The organism is Pseudofrankia coriaricola, assembly GCF_001854805.1.
Classification (GTDB): Bacteria; Actinomycetota; Actinomycetes; order Frankiales; family Frankiaceae; genus Pseudofrankia.
Genome location: NZ_MBLO01000004.1, coordinates 1 through 21,073, shown reverse-complemented (window position 1 = coordinate 21,073; position 21,073 = coordinate 1). Strand labels below are relative to the sequence as shown.

General features: G+C 69.3%; 16 protein-coding genes and 1 pseudogene. 11 read left to right on the top strand and 6 right to left on the bottom strand.

Translation table 11 applies throughout. The features are described 5' to 3' along the window. The first annotated feature begins 6 nt into the window (after positions 1-6). Complete coding sequence (locus tag BCD48_RS00740; protein WP_198543015.1) at positions 7-573, top strand: TetR/AcrR family transcriptional regulator; 567 nt, start codon at positions 7-9, stop codon at positions 571-573. Positions 574-635: 62 nt separating this feature from the next. On the opposite strand, the gene BCD48_RS00735 is transcribed toward BCD48_RS00740, so the two are convergent. Beyond that, positions 636-1,700, bottom strand: coding sequence for a hypothetical protein (locus BCD48_RS00735; protein WP_131803692.1), 1,065 nt, complete (start codon positions 1,698-1,700; stop codon positions 636-638). Between the two features lie 336 nt (positions 1,701-2,036). Further along, positions 2,037-2,393 carry an MFS transporter gene (locus BCD48_RS00730; RefSeq protein WP_198543014.1) on the bottom strand — a complete coding sequence of 119 codons (357 nt, stop codon included), beginning with the start codon at positions 2,391-2,393 and terminating at the stop codon, positions 2,037-2,039. Here BCD48_RS00730 and BCD48_RS00725 point away from each other — a divergent pair. The 6 genes from BCD48_RS00725 (at position 2,392) to egtD (ending at position 8,637) form a co-directional block, all read left to right on the top strand. Further along, positions 2,392-2,928, top strand: a complete 537-nt coding sequence (locus tag BCD48_RS00725; protein ID WP_198543013.1) for an MmyB family transcriptional regulator — start codon at positions 2,392-2,394, stop codon at positions 2,926-2,928. The genes BCD48_RS00730 and BCD48_RS00725 overlap by 2 nt on opposite strands. A gap of 234 nt (positions 2,929-3,162) precedes the next feature. Beyond that, positions 3,163-4,017, top strand: coding sequence for an SAM-dependent methyltransferase (locus tag BCD48_RS00720; protein WP_083418000.1), 855 nt, complete (start codon positions 3,163-3,165; stop codon positions 4,015-4,017). A 213-nt stretch (positions 4,018-4,230) separates the two neighbouring features. Beyond that, a complete protein-coding gene (locus BCD48_RS00715; protein WP_071046261.1) occupies positions 4,231-4,515 on the top strand; it encodes a hypothetical protein in 285 nt (94 codons plus the stop codon). A 966-nt stretch (positions 4,516-5,481) separates the two neighbouring features. Next, the gene (locus BCD48_RS00710; RefSeq protein ID WP_071046260.1) at positions 5,482-5,757 is read left to right on the top strand and encodes an anti-sigma factor family protein; all 276 of its coding nucleotides are present in this window, start codon (positions 5,482-5,484) and stop codon (positions 5,755-5,757) included. Between the two features lie 524 nt (positions 5,758-6,281). Further along, on the top strand, positions 6,282-7,649 hold the full coding sequence (gene egtA / locus BCD48_RS00705) for an ergothioneine biosynthesis glutamate--cysteine ligase EgtA (protein ID WP_071046259.1): 1,368 nt from the start codon (positions 6,282-6,284) through the stop codon (positions 7,647-7,649). After that, a complete protein-coding gene (gene egtD, locus BCD48_RS00700; RefSeq protein ID WP_071046258.1) occupies positions 7,642-8,637 on the top strand; it encodes an L-histidine N(alpha)-methyltransferase in 996 nt (331 codons plus the stop codon). Before egtA ends, egtD begins: the two co-directional genes overlap by 8 nt. Positions 8,638-9,204: 567 nt before the next feature. On the opposite strand, the gene BCD48_RS00695 is transcribed toward egtD, so the two are convergent. Beyond that, complete coding sequence (locus tag BCD48_RS00695) at positions 9,205-10,317, bottom strand: nuclease-related domain-containing protein (RefSeq protein ID WP_071046257.1); 1,113 nt, start codon at positions 10,315-10,317, stop codon at positions 9,205-9,207. A 496-nt stretch (positions 10,318-10,813) separates the two neighbouring features. On the opposite strand from BCD48_RS00695, the gene BCD48_RS00690 reads away from it, so the two are divergent. After that, complete coding sequence (locus BCD48_RS00690; protein ID WP_116271385.1) at positions 10,814-11,146, top strand: helicase associated domain-containing protein; 333 nt, start codon at positions 10,814-10,816, stop codon at positions 11,144-11,146. A gap of 88 nt (positions 11,147-11,234) precedes the next feature. Further along, a pseudogene (locus BCD48_RS56300) lies at positions 11,235-11,282 on the top strand (hypothetical protein); the annotation flags it as partial. Positions 11,283-11,451: 169 nt separating this feature from the next. On the opposite strand, the gene BCD48_RS00685 reads toward BCD48_RS56300, so the two are convergent. Beyond that, positions 11,452-13,050, bottom strand: coding sequence for an aspartate:alanine exchanger family transporter (locus BCD48_RS00685; RefSeq protein WP_071046255.1), 1,599 nt, complete (start codon positions 13,048-13,050; stop codon positions 11,452-11,454). A gap of 33 nt (positions 13,051-13,083) precedes the next feature. Beyond that, on the bottom strand, positions 13,084-15,006 hold the full coding sequence (locus BCD48_RS00680) for a phosphoenolpyruvate carboxykinase (GTP) (protein WP_083417990.1): 1,923 nt from the start codon (positions 15,004-15,006) through the stop codon (positions 13,084-13,086). Positions 15,007-15,886: 880 nt separating this feature from the next. Between BCD48_RS00680 and BCD48_RS00675 the strand changes: the two genes are divergently transcribed. Further along, positions 15,887-16,846, top strand: a complete 960-nt coding sequence (locus tag BCD48_RS00675; protein WP_071046254.1) for an NAD(P)-dependent alcohol dehydrogenase — start codon at positions 15,887-15,889, stop codon at positions 16,844-16,846. Between the two features lie 50 nt (positions 16,847-16,896). Here BCD48_RS00675 and BCD48_RS00670 read toward each other — a convergent pair whose 3' ends face one another. Further along, positions 16,897-17,403 (bottom strand): universal stress protein, encoded by a 507-nt coding sequence (locus BCD48_RS00670; protein WP_131803690.1) that lies wholly within the window; start codon positions 17,401-17,403, stop codon positions 16,897-16,899. 1,064 nt (positions 17,404-18,467) lie between these two features. On the opposite strand from BCD48_RS00670, the gene BCD48_RS00660 reads away from it, so the two are divergent. Next, positions 18,468-20,888 carry a phosphoketolase family protein gene (locus BCD48_RS00660; protein WP_083417998.1) on the top strand — a complete coding sequence of 807 codons (2,421 nt, stop codon included), beginning with the start codon at positions 18,468-18,470 and terminating at the stop codon, positions 20,886-20,888. Positions 20,889-21,073 lie beyond the last annotated feature (185 nt).

Sequence of the window (21,073 nt, the reverse complement as noted above, 5' to 3'; positions counted from 1 at the left end):
GGGTGGGTGGTGCTGCCGCGTGGCTTCCGCTCCTCGCCGCTGACGCGGCGAGCCCTCGTGGACGTGGCCGTCGACCTGACCGAGGACGTGGGCCTGGCAGCCATGACCCTGCGGGACGTCACTCGGCGGGCGGGCGTCTCCCACGCGTCTGTCACGTACCACTTCGGCGACAAGGCCGGGTTACTCACGGCCCTTGCCGCCGATGGTTATCGGATGCTGGGCGACACGCTCCGAGAAGCGCACCGGACCCGCCGCACCTTCCTGGAAGTGGGAGTCGCCTACGTCCGCTTCGCCGTGACCCACCGTGCCCACTTCGGGGCTATGTTCCAGCCTGAGCTGCACCACCGCGACGACCCCGAACTCCGCGCGGCGAAGGCGGTCACCTCGACACTGCTCTACGGCACGGATCATCCAGACGACGGCCAGCGCGCCGCCGGTGTCGCGGCCTGGGCGATCGTCCACGGGATCGCATCCCTGTGGCTCACCGGAAACCTGCCTGAAGAGCTGGGCCACGACCCCGAGGAGATCACCCGCGTCCTCGCCGGCCGCCTCAAGGTGAGGGGCCGGGGGTGAGGACGCGGTCGAGCTTGATGACGTCGAGCTTGATGACGTCCGGGCGACGGTCAGCGTGACGGCTACCCTGGTGGCGTCGCCGCCGCCGGGGCTGTGCGTGCAATCGTCGTGACGGCGAGTACCGCAATTACCGCGATCGCCATCAGGTGCCGCCGGTCCAGGCCGTCCAGGTGTAAAGTGCCGCCCGGCCGCAGCAGCCCGAGTGTTGCGGCGAGCCTGGCGGTGCACAGGAAGAACCGGTCTCTGTCGCGATCGCCGATGACGCCCAGCCCGAGAAGGCCGATCGCGACAGCGGCCCATCCGGGGAACACCATGACGCCGCTGGTGGATTGCCAGGGTTCCGGGAGGAGACTGAAGTCGTGGTCCTGCAAGCCATGCCAGTCGGTGCCGATCAGCGCGATCACGCAGAAGGCGATGGCGTATGTCGCCCAATCATTCGGTCTCAGTACGGTGGCGAGCAGGAACACACCGAGGACAGTGAGCAGGACGAGATTCGACGGCGCTGACTCCGGGTCGTAGTCCACGCGTGGACCCAGCCAATCTGAGGCGACGAGTACGCCGAGCATCACGGTCCCGAATGCCAGCCATCGTCCGGGGTTCCAACGTGACGTGGCCCCCCACCACACACCGAGTGATATGACGGCGGCGAAGCCGCCGGCGACAAACATCCACAGGCCGGGGCCGATGGCGATGTTGGCAAGGCCGAGCAGCATGATTCCGAGTGCCAGCCAGCGTGGGAAGGCCCACCCTGAGTTGACCGCGGCCCACCCGCCGATAGTCGCGACGGTAGCGAGGGAGGCGACGGACAGCATCCAGAAGCCGCTGTCCAGATAGCCGTCCCCGGCCTCGTATTCCCGGATCCCTCCGAGTTGGCCGAGGATGGCGGCGGACAGGCCGACGGCGAAGCCCGCCGCGCTGTCGCGCAGCCCGCCGGCCGAGCGTCCGAGGATGGCCACCAGCAGCGCGGCCGGCAGCGCGACAAACGCGAGCCAGAACTCATCGAACAGCGCCCAGATGTCAGATGACTCGGCGACCGGGATGTGGAACGCGACGGGAAGGAGGGTAAGGATTGCCGCGGCGGCGAGAATTCCGCGGATGGCCAGAGGAAACGGACGCTGCTTACCCACCCAGCCGAATTGCTTGGTGGCCGGAGCCAGGTGCCAGGGTCCGTGAAGCATCGATGGCCGGACCATAGGGTCAAACTACCGAGTGGCACGACGGAAAACAACACCTGGGCTCGTGGTGGAGGGGCTGGTCCGCCACGGTTGCGACACGGATCCGGTGGCCAGCCGAACCAGCTCGCTCTGGATCCGGCCGTGGCCCAGGTGGGGTTCTCCGCGGCAGCCGCGGGACTAGGTCGCCGGTGCCATAGCGCGTGGCCTTGAAGTCGAGGTCCTGCGCTTCGGCACGTCCGGAGCCAGATAAGTTCCGAGTGGGTGAACGAATGTCGGCATGTGGCGCGGTTACTCGCGGGTGTGATGTTCGCCGCGGGGCGCGAGCGCGAGGTAGGTGAGGGTCGCGCCAGCGGTCGAGAGAGCCGCGAGAACGAGGCCGAGGGTATGCAAGGCGTCGGCGAAGCCCCCGGCCACGGCGGCGTGGTGGGCTCCGGTCACCTGGCCGTGGATGGCCTGTCCGGCGAGGTGGGTCGCGGTGTGGGAAGGGATGCCCGTGCCTCGCAGCCGGGCTGCGGTGAGCGTGGTGAGCACGGCGGCGGCGGCGGAAACGGCTACGGACTCGCCGGTGATGCGCATGGTGTTGAAGATGCCGGCGGCGGTCCCGGCGTTGTCGACCGGGACGGTGCTGACGGCGGCGTTGTCCATGACCCCGAACGCCAGGCCCACACCCGCGCCGAAGGGCAGCAGCGGCACCGCCAACGTCGACCAGGCCGCCGCGCTGATCGCGGACTTCCCCCACCTCCCACCGGACGAGCGGAACATGGCCCGCCGGATCTTCCTCGACCCCGACGCGAGAAGGGTCCACCCCGACTGGGACGAAGCCGCCCGCACCACCGTCGGAATCCTGCGCATGACCGCCGGACGCCGACCACACGACCGGCGACTCGTGCGCCTGATCGGCGAACTGTCGCTGGGCAGCGAAACCTTCCGCGCGCTGTGGGCCAGCCACCACGTGCACGAGAAGACACACGGTCGCAAACTTTTCCGCCATCCCACCGTCGGCGACGTCGCCCTCGACTACCAGACCTTCCACGTCCCAGGGCCCGCCCACCACCTCCTCGTGATCTACACGGCAGCACCAGGAAGTCCCGCCGGGCGGGCACTCAACTTCCTTGCCAGCTTCACCGCGACACAGCCACCGCCACCCTGTGAGGCACCAGAAGTCGGCCTGGGCCTGTGAACTGGGCTGATGCGACGGCCCGGCCTGTACCGTGCCAGAACTCGATTTCGGGGCCTTGACCTGCGACTTCGCCGCCAGGCACTCCCGGCATGCGCGGACGGAACCGTGCCCGCTCAGCCGGGTCGGAGATGTCCATGCCGACCCGATGGTGCGCTCTTGATAGAAGATGAGAGGGTCATTCGGTGACAGGACTGATGCGGTCCGTGCAGGGGTGTGTCGGAGGAGGGGGAGGTCGTGGCTGATCGCGACGAGGCCGAGTGGGACTACAGCTCGGCGGTGCCGGCGGGCGAGCAGCGGCAGACGGTCGACCTGAAGACTGGCGTCCCTCACTCGGCCCGGGTCTACGACCACATCCTCGGCGGCAAGGACAACTTTCCCGCGGACCGGGCCGCCGCCGCGGAGATCACCAAATCGTGGCCGAACCTGCCCACGTCCATGCGGGCCAACCGGAACTTCATGGCCAGGGTGGCCCGGGTGCTGGCGGCGGACCACGGCATCCGGCAGTTCCTGGACATCGGAACGGGCCTGCCGACCGCACCGAACCTGCATGAGGTCGCCCAGGAGGTCGCGCCCGAGTCGCGGATTCTCTACGTCGACAACGACCCGATCGTGCTGTTGCATGCCAGAGCCCTGCTCACCAGCTCTCCCGAGGGCCGGACCATGTATCTCGACGCGGACTTCCATGACCCTGAGAAGATACTTGCGTCCGAGCAGCTGCGAGAGACGCTTGACCTGGGTCAACCTCTCGCGGTCAGCCTGATCGCGATCGTGCATTTCATTGCCGATGACGCCGTTGTCAAGGACCTCGTCCAGCGGATCATGAGCCCGCTTCCGTCGGGGAGCATTCTGGCGCTGTCCACCTGTACGGCCGACAGCGCGCCGGAGGAGGTCCGCGTCGGGGTGGCCGCGTACAACGCCAATGGCATTCCGCTCGTCGCCCGGGACTTGGCCCGGGTCGAGCGGCTCTTCGACGGACTGGAACTGATCGACCCCGGCGTGGTGCTCGTCAACCACTGGCACGCTGACGAGCGTGCCGCCGTGGACGATGCCCATGTACACATGTACGGCGGCATCGCCCGAAAGCGGTAGCACGCCATCGCCGACCCAGCGACCCGGCGGTGTGAACCCACAGTGGCGCAGTCGCGTTGAGCCGGCTCGGAAGATGGCGGGGGCTGGTTGGTTACCTGATCAGACGGCCCTGTTGCCTGCGCTGTGGCGCTTGCGTCAGCGCCGGTTGCCTCCTGTCGGGCGTTCTGGCGGCGCGGAGTGTGGTGGCCGTGGGGCGCCGGGGTTCACTGGACGATGGAGCCGGACCGGCGTCGTCAGGCGGTGGCGGTGTGGCCGTCGCTGGCGGCGCCGTCCGGGCGGTTCCCGGCGGGGACGGTGGCGGTGGGCCGCGGGGTTGCGGCGGTGGCGGCGGTCGCGAGTGCGGCGCCGAGCCCCGGACTACCCAAGACCCGACTCGCCCACGTCCTCGCCGCCACCGCCCTCAACCTGATCCGGCTGGATGCATGGTGGACCGGCACCCCACTCGACCGGCCTCGGGCCAGTCACCTCGCAAGACTCGACTTCGGCCTCGCCGCGTAACCGGATTGGGCAACAGAGAACAGAGTCCTACAGGCTGTCAGCCGGCCTCCGAGAGCCACGCGACCGCGCCGGCCAGTCGGTCCCTCTCCCGCCGGTCCCGCTGCGTTCGCCGCGGATTCTGATCGAACCCGTACGGTTCTCGGTTCCTGTTCACACGCCGCCTTCATGTACCTATGCGCTACTCGACGTCATGAGGATCGAGATGCCGGGTCGGCAGGAGGTGCCGGTCGCCAGGCCGGTCACGGTGAGGCGAGGAGCGCTGTTGCGCGGCCGGTCGTGTCTCGGCTGGCGGGCCGAGGCGGTCCAGACCCGTGCCTCCAGGTCCGCGACGCGCACCTCACGATCTCGGAGGCCGAAGATCCATCTGGTCTGCGCCTGTGGCCATGGCCGGCACTGGCACCGGCACTACCGGCCCGGCACCGACTGCGCCGGCCGGCAGCCCGACGACACCACTCCCGGCTGGCGGCCGTGCTCCTGCCCCTTGTGGAGACCCCGCCGGCTCACCTGGAAGTGAGCCCCGTGACCCTGACCCGAATGTCCACGGAGCCCGCCGCGGCGGTCGGGGCGCGGGCCGGTTCACGCCGGCGGTGCGTCAGGCACGGGAAAGCCCGCGGCCCTGGCGGAAGAAGTCGACGGCGTCGGTGACGGAGTGGACCTTGTCCCAGGTGAGGTAGGCCCCGAAGGGCGCGTTCCAGAACCCGTCCAGGGACGGCGGCGGTGGCGTCGGAGGACCGACGTAGAGGTAGGGCTGGGCGACGTACTCGTCGCAGGGTGAGGCACCATAGTTGATGTCCGCGGCGCGGATGGCAACGTCGGGGCGCTCCGGCCACAGCGTGACACCGCTGGGATCGTCGCCGGGGATCTCGGCGCGCCACTGGCGCAGCGCCGCGTCACCGAGGGCATACCAGTCGGCGATGCGGCGGGCCGCGTCCGCGTCGACGGCGAGCGGCGCATCCGGGTCGCAGGGTGTGTTCAGGCGGTAGACGCTGGCGGGGCCGCCGGGCGCGGGCAGTTGTCGAGGTCGTCACGGACTATCTCGAAGGCACGCTGGACGCGGAAACCCGCCGCCGTTTCACCGAGCATCTCGAGCTGTGTGCCGGCTGCGACGCATACGTCGAGCAGATGCGGGAGACGGCGCGGCTGGCCGGCGCGCCGCGGGAGGACGACCTGCACCCAGACGTGCGAGACAAGCTGCTCGCGGCGTTCTGGGGATGGAAGGCGGGCACCACACCTTCCCCCTGACAGCCCGGGGCTGGCGTTGGTGGGCGGCGCTCCGCCCGGCCCGCGGTGGACGAGCCCGGCGTCACCATCGTGGACGGGTCGCCGTCGACATGACGCCAGCGAATGGCACCGCCCGGCCAGGTGCGTCCAGGCGACGAGGAATAGTACGTGGGGCATGTAACGCTCCGGTTGCTGGCGCGACAGAACCATCGTGAGTGAGCCTGGCATCTGGCCCGATCCGTCCACGACAGCGCGATGTTTCACAACTAGTTATCAACCGCCTACCAGATGCAGCGGAGATGCGCGTACCGCCTTGGCCGCGCTCGGCGACCGTCGGTAGTCGAACCCGCCGCGATTCCTGGCATTGCCCACGTCCATACGCACCCGCGACACGTAGTCCTGCGTTGTGGCCGAAACCTGCCGGCAGGCCCGGCCACCACCGACCGCACCGCTCGCACCAACCGCACCGCCGGCACCGACCTGCACCGACCCGCACCGACCCGCGGTCAGCTACCACCGCTGACCGGTCCGGACCTGGAGGGTTCATGGCACGACGGCACGCGTCAGACGCACCGATGGTCACGACGGACGGCCTTCGAGAGGTGGTCGGCAGTCCCGCCGACGTGTTCGACTTCGCCGAACGGACGACGCTCACCGACGCGGCCGTCGGCCGGGTGGGGATCGAGACCGAATGGTTCGTCGTCAACCCGCGGCTGCCCGACCGACCTGTCGCACTGGAGCGGACCTACGCGGCGTTGGGTGGTTCTGACCCGGGCCTGTCTGGCGGCAGTCGGATCACGTTTGAGCCGGGTGGGCAGTTGGAGCTGTCCGGTCCTCCGCTGGCGCTGCCCGAGGCAGTAGGGGCGATGTCGGCCGACCTCGCCGCTGTCCGCGTTCGGCTCGCCGACGACGGCCTCCTGCTGGCGGGCCTCGGCGTGGACCCACTGCGCGCGCCGCGACGACTGCTCACCCAGAGTCGATATATCGCGATGGAGGCATTTTTTCGTGAAGGTGGGTTTCCGGCCGGCCGGGTCATGATGTGCTCGACGGCGGCGCTGCAGGTGAACCTCGAGGCGGGACCGGCGGCGGGATGGGACGAGCGATGGCGGCTCGCGCACGCGCTGGGACCGGTGCTGCTGTCGATGTTCGCCTCGTCGCCAGTGCTGGCGGGCAGACGGACAGGCCAGGTCTCCACCCGCCAGCGCGTCTGGTCCGCCATCGACTCCACCCGCACCGCGCCGGTCGCCGACGTTCCTGGGCCAGCTTCGGCCCGCGGCCCGGGCGGCCAGTGGGCCCGCTACCTGCTCGACGCTCGGCTGATGCTGGTCCGCGACGGCGACGGCCAGTATGTGCCTGTCCGTGACGGATCGACCTTCGGCGACTGGGTGGCGGGCCGCGGGCCGGTGCGGCGCCGCCCGACCGTCGACGACCTCAGCTACCACGCGAGCACGGTGTTCCCGCCGGTGCGGCCCCGCGGCTGGCTGGAGCTTCGCTACCTCGACGCCCAGTCGGCGGCGCTGTGGCCGGTCGCGGTCACGGTTGCCACCGCTCTGCTCGACGACCCGGAGGCCGCGGACGTGGCCCGTGACGCGTGCGAAGGCGTGGCCGGCCGATGGGTGGAAGCGTCCGTCCTCGGCCTCGCCCAGCCCACCCTGCGCACAGCGGCGCGCAGATGTGTCACCGCCGCGGTCGAGGCGGCCGCGCGGCTAGGAGTCTCCCCCGACCTGGTGGCGGCGGTCGCCGACTTCGCTGACACGTTCGTGTGGCGCGGTCGGTGCCCCGCCGATGCCGCGCTGGCCTCCTGGCGGGCCGGCGGAGCACACGCCGTCCTGATCGACGCGACGACGGGAGTGGACGCACCCCAACTGACCTTGCCGGCCGGCCCCAGAACAGGAGATCGCCTCAATGGCTGAGACGAAGCTGAGTGGCACGGACAGTCAGCACATTGCCATCCACCTCACCGCGGCCGACCGGGCTGCCCAGCTCGCCGCCGACGTACGGCGTGGCCTCACCGCTACCCCCAAGGAGCTGCCGCCGAAATGGTTCTATGACGAGACCGGCAGTCTTCTGTTCGACGAGATCACCTGCCTGCCGGAGTACTACCCGACACGGTGCGAGCGGGCGATCCTCACCGCGCACGCCCCCGAGATCGCCGCCTTCTCGCGCGCGGACACACTCATCGAGCTGGGTTCGGGGACCTCGGAGAAGACCCAGCTGCTCCTCGACGCGCTGCGCGACGCCGGCTCGCTTCGCCGGTTCGTCCCCTTCGACGTCGACGAGACCGTCCTGCGCTACGCCGCCGACACCATCCGCACGAGACACCCCGCGCTGCGGGTGTCGGCCCTCGTCGGGGACTTCGACCACCACCTGGACTTCCTGCCGTCCGCCGAAGCACGGCTGGTGGCCTTCCTTGGCAGCACGATCGGCAACATGCGCCCGGACGAGCGCCACACCTTCCTGTCCCGGCTGCGCGCCACGGCGTCCGACGGCGACGTGCTGCTGCTCGGCGTCGATCTGGTCAAGGACCCGCGTCGGCTGGTCGCGGCCTACGACGACCCCTCCGGGGTGACCGCGGCGTTCAACGCCAACGTGCTGACGGTGGTCAACCGCGAACTGGGCGGCGACCTCAACCCGCAAAACTTCGTGCACGTCGCTGCGTGGAATCCCGACGCCGAGTGGATCGAGATGCGGCTGCGGTCCATCCGCGCCCAGACCGCACGGATCGCCGCGCTGGACCTGACTGTCCCGTTCGAAGCGGACGAGCAGATGCGGACCGAGATCAGCGCAAAGTTCCGCCGGGACGGCATCGAGAAGGAACTGGCCGACGCCGGCTGGAGCATGACCCACTGGTGGACCGACCCTGACGGCGACTTCGCCGTCAGCCTGTCCGTCCCGATCTGACCCGGCCACCTCCGTCCCGGCGCAACGTCTGACGCGCCGGGACGGAGCGTGGGACTGAGCTTGACCCCTTTACGGTGGACACCGTGTCCCTGTTCAAGCTCAACTGCGGGCGCATGCCAAGCGGTGGGTCACGTTGAACCGCCCTCGAGGGTCCCGTCGGCCGCCGGAGAGATCTCCGAGCCGGAAGATCTAGCGTGAAGATTGCCTTCGCCGGATGCAACAGTGCCCGTTCGTTGAAATCGCCCGCACCGTGTGACATCGGGCTTGCACCTGTACCGTGCCAGAACTCGGTTTCGAGCCGTTGACCTGCGACTCCGCAGCCAGCCTCGTGGCGCAACACCATGGTCAAATACACCAGCCGAACCATCACAACCACGATCATCTACCTCGGCGGCGGAGGTCGAAACTCCAGGTCAACAGCCTGAGACGGAGTTCTGGCACGGCACACGGTCAACCTCCCGGTGCCCACAGCCCTGCTCACCGGGCGTCCGGACAGACACTCCCGCTCGGACTCCAGATCTTCGACCCGGTAGTTGAACGGCGCCCCTGTGGTCGCCCCTGCTCGGGTCAAATCCGGCGATACGCACGGCGCCGAACGCCCGACGTTGATGTAGTCGACGAGGCCAGTGCCTGGGTCCGCCACCGCGACGACCGACGTCGCGAACCACTCCCTCGTGTCGCCGAGTCGGTCGGCGACGAGGCGTACCGTCGGCCGTCCAGGTAGTCGGCAAGCCGGCCGAGTTCGGAGAGCACCGGACGAGCGTCGCCGCCGCGGTCCTTGATCTCGCGGAGGAGCCCAGTCAACGCGGCGCATTCGGCGCCGTCGATCGTGACGGTGTGGTCGGCCCGTGAGGCGGCCGGTGGAAAGAGCCGGTTCGCCGTCTGGGCAAGGTGCGCGACCTGCGAGGCGGTCAGCCGCGGCCGGGCGTGCAACACGTGGGGCACCAGGTCACGTAGGCCCAGGACGGTCACTCCGTCGACCGCGCCGTCCCGCCACAGCACGGTGGCGTCGACCGCCACCAGAATGGGCTCCACGGCCGGCCGAGGCGTCACCTCGGCGAGCTGACGTGTGACTTCATCGGCGAGCGCGGCGGTGTTGGCGAGGATGCCCCGCAGGGGAACCGACTGCAACCATACCCCGTCGGGATGGTAACGCAGCTCGCCGCTACCAGGATGATCGGTCAACACGTGGACGCCGGACGGGCCGACAACGAGGTGGTGGAGAACCCGGGCAGCTCCGGGGATCGTACGGTCGTGAAGCACCGCGTACCCCGACCGGCGAAGCTGCCCGAGTACGCGGGCTGTGCGCCGTTGCGCGGTCGCCGCCCGCCGCCAAGCCTCGATCTCCGGCACCGTGGCGTAAAAGCGCCGGGCGCCGACGAGCATCCAGGTCACCGTGACCAGACCGCCGATGGGAACCGCGACCTGCAACGGCGCGCGTAGCCCGCTCGCCACCAGCAGGGTCAGTACCAGCCCGAAGGCGACGGCAAGCAACGCGGTCACCGTAATCGCGCGTGCGTGACGGTCCCGACGCTCACCCTTGTACGCATCCTTCTCCTGGAGATACTCCTCGTACGCCCAGTTGCCGGGCGCCCCGCTGCGTGCCGCGGTCCGGCGCGGATATGGTTCGCCGACTGCCCGCTCACCCGCCGCCTCGAACGGACGCTGGATGACCGGCACCCCAGATCCGTGACCGGCATTACTCCCGCTGGATTTGTCATCGCGCTTCCTGAACGCATTGTCCATGCGGACAGCGTGCTACGACCCCACCCGACCAATGCGGCGTCATACGTCGTCGGGCCGGGGAGAACAGGTCCCGCCGGCAACTGGCCGGACGGCCCCCATCTCTACAGCCAGAATCCTCTCACCCGGCGTCGACATGTCCTGTCAAGGTTCGTCTCGCACTGGGACGTGCGAGGCCCGGCCCGAACCAAAGGCTCGACCAACGACCGGTCGGGCGCCCGGGTCGACGGCGGGGTGGACGTCCGGCCGGTCTCCATCCCCGCCGGCGAGCCGTGCCGGATCCGCCCGGCGTGCGGGCCGCGGCCGTGGGTGGGGGTGAGGTCGGACACGCGGATGACCTGTCGGTCCCCAGGGGCGGCGGACTGGAGACACTGATGCTCCCGGCGAACCCGCCGGGCAGGATCCGGCGGGAGACGAAAGGCGGTGGATCACCTTGGCGGTTCATCCGGACGGGGCGGGCAGTCACCGGTGGGAAGGGGCGGTCGGTCATCTGAGCCCGGCCGACCGGCAGGCCGAGGCAGACGAGTTCGACCAGGGCATGGCGGCGGTTACGGCATATGCGCGGCGGCACGGTGACACGGCGGTGCCGGGCGGCCATGTCGACGATGCGGGTTTCCGGCTCGGGGTGTGGGTCGCCGACCAACGGTTGGCGCATCTGGAAAGCCGGCTCGCGGACGCTCGCCGTGAGGCGTTGGAGCGGGTCGCAGCGTGGAGTTGGACACCCACCTCCACCGGCCGGGACGAGCTAGGGAGGTTTGGGACGTGACCGCCACCGCGAGCGTGGAAAACGCCGAAAACTTGGACGGGCTAGCGCCGGACCTGGACGATACGACGCTGGATCAACTGATCAAGTACTGGATGCCGCCAACTACCTGACGGCCGCCCAGATCTACCTGCGGGCGAACCCGCTGCTGCGGGATCCGTTGGAGCCTGCGCACATCAAGCTGCGGCTGTGGGCCACTGGGGCACCTCTTCGAAGGCTATTTTGGGGAACCCGCCGGATCGGCCGCGTGGGACGAGGTTTCGAGGCGGCGGAGCGGCCGCCGATGGGCGGTGTGGCGAGTCTGGACTTCAAAGCACCGCGAGGAGGATCTGCGCGAGCAGGATTTTCAGCAGCATGGCGGCCGGGAAGACGGTGGCGTAGCCGAGTTCGGGTGTGTCGTTACCGGCTTGTTCGCTGGCGAACACGAGTGTGGCGGGCTGGGTGCACAGGCCGCCGAGTACGCCGGTTGTCACTCCCATGGGCATCCTCAGCAGCTTGTGGCCGATGGTGAGGACACCGAACGCTAGGGTCATACATAGTCCGAATCCGAGCGCGACCAGCGCCCATCCGCCCGCGGTCGTGATGGTCGAGGCGAACGACCGGCCGGCGCGGGTGCCGATCCCGGCGAGGAAGAGCACGAGGCCCATCTGACGCAGGGAGAGGTTGACGCCGGCGGGGAGCTGCCAGACAAACGGGCCGCTGCGGCGGCGCGCGCCGGCCAGGAGGCCGACGACGAGGGGTCCGCCGGCCGAGCCGAGGCTGAAATGGCCGCCGCCGGGCAGCGGAACGCTGATCGCCCCGACGAGCAGGCCGATACCCATACCGACGGACAGTGAGGCGATGTTGACGCCGCCGAGCTGTCGGTAGGAGTCGCCGAAATAGCGGCTGACCTCGCCCATCCGTTCGGGGGGCGCGACCACGCGCACCCGGTCGCCCAGTTCGAGGACCGTGGCGTCATCGGCGAGCAGGTCGGTGTCGCCGCGGCGCACCCGGGTGATGAGGGCGCCGAAACGGCCGGTCAGGTCCAAGTCGCCGATTCGACGCCCGACCAGCGTCGGATCGGAAACGAAGATGCGGCGGAAGTCCAGGCGGGAACGGTCCGCGTCGAGGCGGTCGGGTACGGGATGCCCGAGGATTCTGGTGGCGTCGGCGATCGCGTCCCGCGTGCCGATGACGGTCACCTGGTCGCCCGGGTGTAGTTGCAAGCCCGGCTCGGCCACGGCGAGCCGCTCGTCGTGGCGGACGCGTCCGATGAGGGTGTGCCCGGCCGAGGCGAGGATGACCTCGGAGACGCTCAGCGGGTGCTCGACCTCGGCGGTGGCGTTGACGATCTGTTCTGCGGCGATCCCGGCTGCGGTCGCGTCCGCGGAGTAGTCGACGCGCCAGCGCCGTTGCAGCACGCTGATGGCGACCATGCTGGAGATGACGCTCGCCGGGTAGGCGAGCGAGTAGGCGACGACCGGCAGGTTCGCGTCCGGGGTGCCCTGGAGCTTCTCCACGACGGCGGCGAGCGCCGGGGTGTTGGTGAGTGCGCCGGTGAAGAAGCCGGCACCCTTGGCGGCGCCGAAATGCAGCGCCTCGGCGACGACCGCGACGATCCCGGCTCCCGCGGCGATGGCGCCTAGTGCGAGGGCGTTCCAGCGCAGGCCGGTCCGGCGCAGCGAGGACGCGAAACCGGGACCGGCGGCGAGGCCCATCGTGTAGACGAACAGGGCGAGACCGAACTGGTAGACGATGTCAGGCAGGCTGAGTCGCCGGTCGACCGCGCCGACGGCGATGCCGGTGAACAGCACGCCGGCAACTCCGAGGCCGAACCCGCCGACGCGGATCCGGCCGATCCAGTAGCCGCCGGCCGCGACGATGAACAGGACCAGCAGCGGGTTGTCGGCGAGGACGTCGACGACCATCGCGGCACTCCTCCTAGGACGGTAGGCGGATCGTCACGATCCGCCTACCGCCCGGGTGGAGGCTGCGGCGGCCGGGCGCGCGCCGGACTGTGGTGCGATGGACATGGTCGCCGGGGTACGACGGCCGGCTGGGCGGGTGCGCGGCACAGCGGCGTTTCCGTGGTCGGCGCACGCCAGGCGCGTGCGCAGCGCGTGGAGTTGCCCGTGCAGCTCGACGGGGAGCCGGTCGAAGCGTACGAAGTGCTTGGCGATGGAATCTGCTTCGGTCAGCCACTCGTCGATATCGACCGCAAGTAGGTCCGCGACGTCATCGGCGGTAAGGCCGAGGCCGACGAGATCGAGCGCGTCCGGGGACGGCAGATATCCGATCGGGGAGTCGACGGCGCGGGCGGTGCCGGCGGTACGGCCGAAGACCCACGCCAGCACGCGGCTGTTCTCGCCGTAGCCGGGCCACAGCCAGCGGCCGTCGGCGGCCTTGCGGAACCAGTTGACATAGAAGATCTTCGGCAGCGTCGCGCCCGCGGTCCGTCCGACGTCAAGCCAGTGGGCCCAGTAGTCAGCCATGTTGTAGTCGCAGAACGGCAGCATGGCGAAGGGGTCACGGCGTAGCTGTCCGACCGCTCCGGTGGCGGCGGCGGTCGTCTCCGACGAGACGGTCGCGCCCATGAACACGCCGTGCGCCCAGTCGCGTGCCTCGGTGACCAGCGGGATCACGGATGCGCGGCGCCCGCCGAACAGGATGGCATCGATCTTCACCCCGGCCGGGTCCTCCCACTCGTCGGCGATGGCCGGGCATTGCGACGCCGGTGCGGTGAACCTGGCGTTCGGATGCGAGGACAGGGTGCCCGACTGGGGCGTCCAGTCGTTGCCCTTCCAGTCGATGGCGTGCGCCGGGGGCTGGTCGGTCAGGCCTTCCCACCACACGTCACCGTCGTCGGTCAGCGCCACGTTGGTGAAGATGCAGTTGGCCTGCAGCGTGGCGACGGCGTTCGGGTTCGTGGTCGGGCCGGTGCCGGGAGCCACCCCGAAGAAGCCGTTCTCCGGGTTGATGGCGCGCAATTCACCGGCCGCGTTGAACCGCATCCACGCGATGTCGTCCCCGACCGTCTCCACGGTCCAGCCAGGGATCGTCGGAACGAGCATCGCGAGGTTGGTCTTGCCACAGGCGGACGGGAAGGCGGCGGTGATGTGCCGCGCCTCGCCGGCAGGGTTGGTCAGCTTCAGGATGAGCATGTGCTCGGCCATCCAACCTTCGTCACGGGCCATCGCGGAGGCGATGCGCAGCGCGAAGCACTTCTTGCCCAGCAGCGCGTTGCCGCCGTAGCCGGACCCGAACGAGATGATCTCGTGGGTCTCCGGGAAATGCGCGATGTATTTCGTGTCGCTGCAGGGCCAGGCCACGTCCGGCTGGCCGGGCCGCAGCGGGGCGCCGACGCTGTGCAGCGCCTTGACGAAGTCGCCGTCGGCGCCGATCAGGTCGAGTGCCCCATCGCCCATCCGGGTCATGATCCGCATGGACACGACGACGTAGGGCGAGTCGGTAATCTGCACACCCAGCTGGGAGATGGGTGAGCGGAGCGGACCCATCGAGAACGGAACGACATACATCGTCCGTCCCCGCATCGCCCCGGCGAACAGGCCGCGCAGGTTCGCCCGCATCTCGTCCGGGTCGGCCCAGTTGTTCGTCGGCCCGGCGTCATCCGGCGAGCGCGAGCAGATGAACGTACGGTCCTCAACCCGGGCGACGTCCGACGGGTGCGACCGGGCAAGGAAACTGTTCGGCCGCAGCCCGGGGTTGAGCCGGACAAGCGTCCTGGCCGCAACCAACTCGTCGGTCAGTCTTGTCCATTCTTCCGCGGAACCGTCACACCAGACAATCCGCTCCGGCTGGGTAAGAGCTGCCACCTCCGCCACCCATGAGATCAGACCGGCGTGAGCTGTCGGCTGCCGTTCCATGGCGCGCTCCCTAGCATCCCGTGCTCGTTCCAATACGATCAGTACAGCAGCGGATGCCAGGGCGCCGCGTCCGACCGAATGCACGAACCGCATGGGTCCTTCGGACCCGGCACAGGACACCGTTTGGCCCCCCGGCCCTACCTTTGACATCGTCAAGGACGAGGCAGACATCCACCAGTGGTGTAACGGCTATCTTTCCGGACCGTTTCCGAATGCACGGCTGTCGCGGAAGCTGGCATCGACGTTGACGGCCGCCATTTTCAGGCTCGCGCAACCGCGAAAACGATGTACTAGGCGGTCGACCTGATGCAGACCCAGCTGCGCGGACGTCGCAGCGACCCGTCGGACACCGGCCGGGCGGACAAACGTCGATGACATCCATCGCCTCGACTCGGCCGCCAAAAACGCCACACGAATCCGACCCGCCCTGCCGGAGAGTCCTGACCAGTCACTACGGCTACACCTGCCGGCTGTACGCATGCCGGAGTCCACTGGAGTCTGCCGCTAGTCCGAGCGGCGGTGACGCCCATACGATGGGGGCGTCAGCGCCGCTTTGGCCATCTGATCGGGCAACCAACCTGCCCCCATGTCTCGGACCCGCTCGATGCAACGGAGCCCGAGGACAACCTGCGAGAATGGATTCGGCGCGCCCGCCGGCCTGCGTCGGCTGAGCCTGTGCCCGGCGACCGAGACCTACGTCCGGCCGGCGAGGTGGACCGTGCCCCGCCTGCGCCAGGAATTCGTCCCTGTGGGTTTCGTCCCTATGGGTCATGCCAGTGACGTCGTGGACCATCACCATCGAGGTCGTGAGCATCATCCACATGACGTCCGCAGGTCACGATGGGCGTGCGAGAGGGGTCGGCAGCGGATGAGGGCAGCGGTGCATGCCAGGTACGGCCCGCCGGAGGTCGTAGGGCTCCAGGAGATCGACCGGCCTACGGCGGGTGTCGGTGAGGTGCTGGTCAGGGTGTACGCGGCGACGGTGAACCGCACCGACTGCGGCTACCGGGCTGCCAGACCGTTCGTGATCCGGTTCGCCGCGGGGCTCATCCGGCCGAAGGCCACGATCCTCGGGAACGAGTTCGCCGGGGTCGTCGAGGCGGTCGGCACCGACGTCACCGCCTTCCGGATCGGGGACCGGGTCTTCGGCTACAACGAGGGTCCCTTCGGCGCCCACGCGGAGTACCTGGCCGTCCGCGCCGACGGCCCACTTGCACGGGTGCCGGCAGGGGTCGCCTTCGGGCGGGCCGCTGCCGCCACGGAGGGCGCGCACTACGCCCTGTCGTTCATCCGCAGGATCTCGGTCCGAGACGGAACGCAGGTCCTGGTGAACGGGGCGACCGGGGCCATCGGTTCGGCGGCGGTTCAGCTGCTGAAGTGCCTGGGTGCTCAGGTGACCGCGGTATGCGGTCCGGATGGCGTCGACCTGGTGCGAGGGCTGGGCGCCGACCGCGTCATCGACTACACCACACAGGACTTCACGCGGGACGAGCACGTCTACGAGGCGGTCCTCGACGCGGTCGGCAAGAGCTCGTTCGGCCGGTGCCGGCGACTGCTCGGCCCCGGAGGGGTGTACTCCTCGACCGAGCTCGGCCGGTTCGCGCAGAACCCGGTACTGGCGATGTTCACCTTGCTGCTGCGCGGCAGGAAGGTGGTGTTCCCCTTTCCGGTGATCGACAGAGCGATGGTTGAGTACATCGGGGATCTGCTCGCCTCGGGACAGTTCCGGCCACTTGTCGACCGTGAGTACCCACTGGAGCAGATCGTGAAGGCCTACCAGTACGTCGAGTCGGGCCAGAAGACCGGCAACGTCGTGATCACAGTCCGGCCGCCGGAATGAGGCCAATCTCGAACGCGTGGCCTGCCGCCTATCGAATCGGAAGCGTCTCGTCATTCGGCCTGTGGCTCGCACCCAGGTGGGACGACGACCACCGGGCAGCGGAAGGCCGGCTCGCGGTCGGTGTTCAAGGCGCCGAGCAGGGTCCGGCTCAGCGGGCCGTGCTCCTGGTGGCCGATGACGAGCAGGTCCGCGCGATGAGCCACGGCGGCCAGGCAGGTGGCGGGTGATCCGTCGACGAGATGTGCCTCGACCGATTCGGGGTCCACGCCAGCGGCGCGTAGGGCACGGTCAAGGGCTTGGGTAGCGGCGTGCCAGGCGTCGCTGCCAACTGGTGGCTGCAAGGTGATGTCATGCCGATAGGCAACGACGACGGACAGCTGTGCCCCCCGGCGCCGCGCCTCGGTGGCTGCCCATCGCAGGGCGGCCGCGGATGCCAAGGATCCGTCGACGCCGACCACTATCCGCGTCCCGCTGACGGTCGAGAGCGCTTCGCTCGTCCTGCCAGTCGCGCGGTCCAGTAGCTGGTTTCCGCTCATCTTTTCGTCATAGCTCACCATGGAATTACCGTCGCTCGAAATGGGGCCGTCGGCCACCGCCGCGCGTACCGCGCCGCCGGGACCAACATCCTGCCTGGCGCAGTCTTACTGGCCCGGCGTTGAGTATGACCACCGAAGGCTGGGCGATCGCTTGATTGCCTCTGGCCTGCGTGCCGGTTCCGCGGGGTCCCGTCGATCCCCGCGCCGACGAGACGTGCCAGGACGGGAGTGGTCATGACCGCGGCCACCCGCGGGTCGGCGCCGACCACGCCGGCGGTGCCGGCCAGGACGCCGGAGGGTGCGTTGTCACGCGGGCTGACGGCACGATGGCGCCGGTGGTCGAGGAACGGTCTCCACCGGCCGGTAGCCGGTATGCCGCCTGACACCTCGTCCCGAGTGGGCCGGCTGGCGGAGTCTGAGCTGGCCTGGCATGTCGTTTGCATGCCCACCACCTCCTGTTCCCGGGCGTGCCATCTCCCTGCGCGCATGGCCTGGTAGTCATCGTGGTGTCGAGGGTGCTCATGATGAGTGCCTTGAGATGGCGATCCAGTGGGTCGTTCGGACTGTGTCCAGCAGACGTCTAGGCCGGTTCTCGGCGCCGCCGTCGGCGATGGAATGGGATGGGACGGGCCCGTCGGCCACGGTGGCGGGTGAGGTCGGACACATGGAGGCTCCGCCGACTCTGGACGGAAGGCGGTCGGCGGACTCTGGTGGGGAGTAGTCGGTCAGGCCCATGGGATCCTGCTTTCCGCTGGGGATACGACGTGGCATCGGGTCACCTGAACCGGACGACGGTGGCCGACGTCGGGGAGAACAAGGCTGATGCGTGCCCGGGTACGGCCGGCCGAGGCGACGGAGCTGACCGATGCCACCGGGCGCGGCGGCCCGTACATGGGGCGTCGCGAGTGTCACGCTGGCGAGGCCAGCATCCGTTCCCACCGGCCGTGAACAGCCGATAGCGCTGGCCTACCTGGCGGCGACCTCACCGAGGCCACTGGCCCGCGATCGAGGACATCACCGATTTGGGAGCCGACGCACCCAGCGCGGACAAGGACAACGGGAGGCATCGCACCGTGACCGCCAGTGTGAACACCTTGGGCATCGAACCGCTAGACCGCCTGATACCCGGTCAGCAGGACGGCGAGCTTGACCGGCTGGTCGCCTACTGGGAGGCGGCGAACTATCTGACCGTCGCCCAGATCTACCTGCGGGCGAACCCGCTGCTGCGCGAGCCGCTGGCACGGGAGCACGTCAAGCCGCGGCTGCTGGGCCACTGGGGCACCTCGCCGGCGCTGAACCTGGTGTACGTGCACCTCAACCGGCTTGTCCAGTTGACGGGCCAGGACGTGCTGTACGTGGCGGGTCCGGGGCACGGCGGCCCGGCGCTGGTCGCGAACACCTACCTGGAGGGCACCTACTCGGAGATCTATCCGCGGGTCTCGCAGGACCTGGCTGGGCTCACGCGGCTGGTCGCGCAGTTCTCCACGCCGGGTGGGATCCCTAGCCATGTCAGTGTGCCGACCCCCGGCTCGATCCATGAGGGCGGTGAGCTCGGCTACGCGCTCGTCCATGCGTTCGGCGCGGTCTTCGATCATCCCGATCTGCTGGCGGCCGCGGTCGTTGGCGACGGGGAGGCGGAGACCGGCCCCCTGGAGGGGAGTTGGAAGGGCATCGACTTCCTGCACCCGGGCCGGGATGGCGCCGTTCTGCCGATTCTGAACCTCAACCAGTACAAGATCGCGAACCCGACGGTGCTCGGCAGGCGAGGCCGGGAGGGCGTGACCGCCTATCTGACCGGTCACGGCTACGAGGTGCTCTGGGTGGAGGGCAGCGACGTCCACCAAGTACATCGGGACTTCGCCGCCGCCTTGGCCCGGGCCTACCGGTCGATCCGTCAGATCCAGGAGGAGGCGCGCCGTCCCGGCGCCAAGGTCACCGAGGCCGCGCGGTGGCCGGCGATCGTGTTGCGGACCCCGAAGGGATGGACGGGGCCGGCCGAGGTCGACGGGGTGCCGGTGGAGGGCACGTTCCGCGCCCACCAGGTGCCGTTGTCCGGCGTGCTCGACAACGCGGCGCATCTCGCGCAGCTGGAGGCTTGGCTGCGGTCCTACCGGCCGGAGCAGCACTTCGACGCCGACGGCCGACTGGCCGCCGAACTGGCGGCGCTCGCGCCAGCGGGCGACAAGCGGCTCGGCGCGACGAGTTACGCCAACGGCGGCCGGCGTACTGTCCCGCTGGCGGTGCCGGACTGGCGCAACTACGCGCTCGATATCGCCGCGGAGCGTCGGGGCGGTGATCCGTATGAGACGACCCGCCCGCTCGGGGAGCTGCTACGCGACGTCTACCGGGACAACCCGACGACGTTCCGGGTGTTCAGCCCGGACGAGCTGACCAGCAACCGGCTCGGCGCCATCCTCGAGGTGACCGACCGCTGCCTGGTCGCGCCGATCGATCCGCTCGACGACAGGGTCTCCCCAGAGGGCCGGGTCATGGAGGTGCTGTCCGAGCACCTGTGTGAGGGCTGGCTCGAGGCCTACACGCTGACCGGCCGGCACGGCCTGTTCGCCACCTACGAGGCGTTCGCGATGGTGTCGGCGTCGATGCTCATCCAGCACACCAAATGGCTGCAGGAAGGCGCCAAGCTGGACTGGCGGGAGCCGGTACCGAGCCTGAACGTGCTGCTGACCAGCACCTGCTGGCGCAACGACCACAACGGATTCTCCCACCAGGGGCCCGGCCTCATCGACACCGTCGTGCCGCTGTCCCCAGAGGTGGTGCGGGTCTGGCTGCCACCGGACGCCAACAGCCTGCTGTCCGTGGCCGATCACTGCCTCCGCAGCTACAACCACGTCAACTTGCTCGTCGCCGACAAGCAGCCACACCTGCAATACCTGACCGCCGACGAGGCCGCCGAGCACGCTGCGCGCGGCGGCTCGGTCTGGGACTGGGCGGGCACGGAAACCAGCCTGGAACGGGACCCGGACGTGGTCCTCGTCGGCATCGGTGACGTGCCCACCATGGAGATCCTCGCGGCCGCAGAGCTGCTACGCCGGTTCGTGCCCAGCCTCGCCGTCCGCGTCGTCAACGTCATCGACCTGATGGCGCTACTGCGGCCGGACCTGCACCCGCACGGCTTCTCCACCCCGATGTTCCGGGCGCTGTTCACCGACAGCACCGACGTCATCGTCGGCTTCCATGGCTACAGCCGGGCGGTCCACCAGCTGCTACACGGCCGCAGGAATCCGCACCGTTTCCACGTCCGCGGCTTCATGGAACAGGGAACCACGACCACCCCGTTCGACATGGTCGTCCGCAACAACGTCAGCCGCTACCACCTGGCCCAGCTCGCCGTGGAGTTCGCCCGCGCCACGCACCCCGGCACCGACCGGCTGGTCACCCACTGCGAAAGCCAGATCGCCCGCCACCAGGCCTACATCACCGAGCACTTCGAGGACATGCCCGAGGTGCGCGACTGGACCTGGCCCGGCCCGCAAGCGGCCGGCTGACCCATTCGCCGGCATCCGGCCAGGCCGCGACCGCAGAGGTCTTCCCGGACCGCGCTCCACCACCGGTCTGGGAAGACCCCCGGCACGTCGCCAGCAGGGCCGGAGTCTCCCTACTGTTGCGCACGGCGCAGACCACCGGGGATCCTTCTGCTGATCATCCGGCCTCTTTATGACCAGCCACCCAG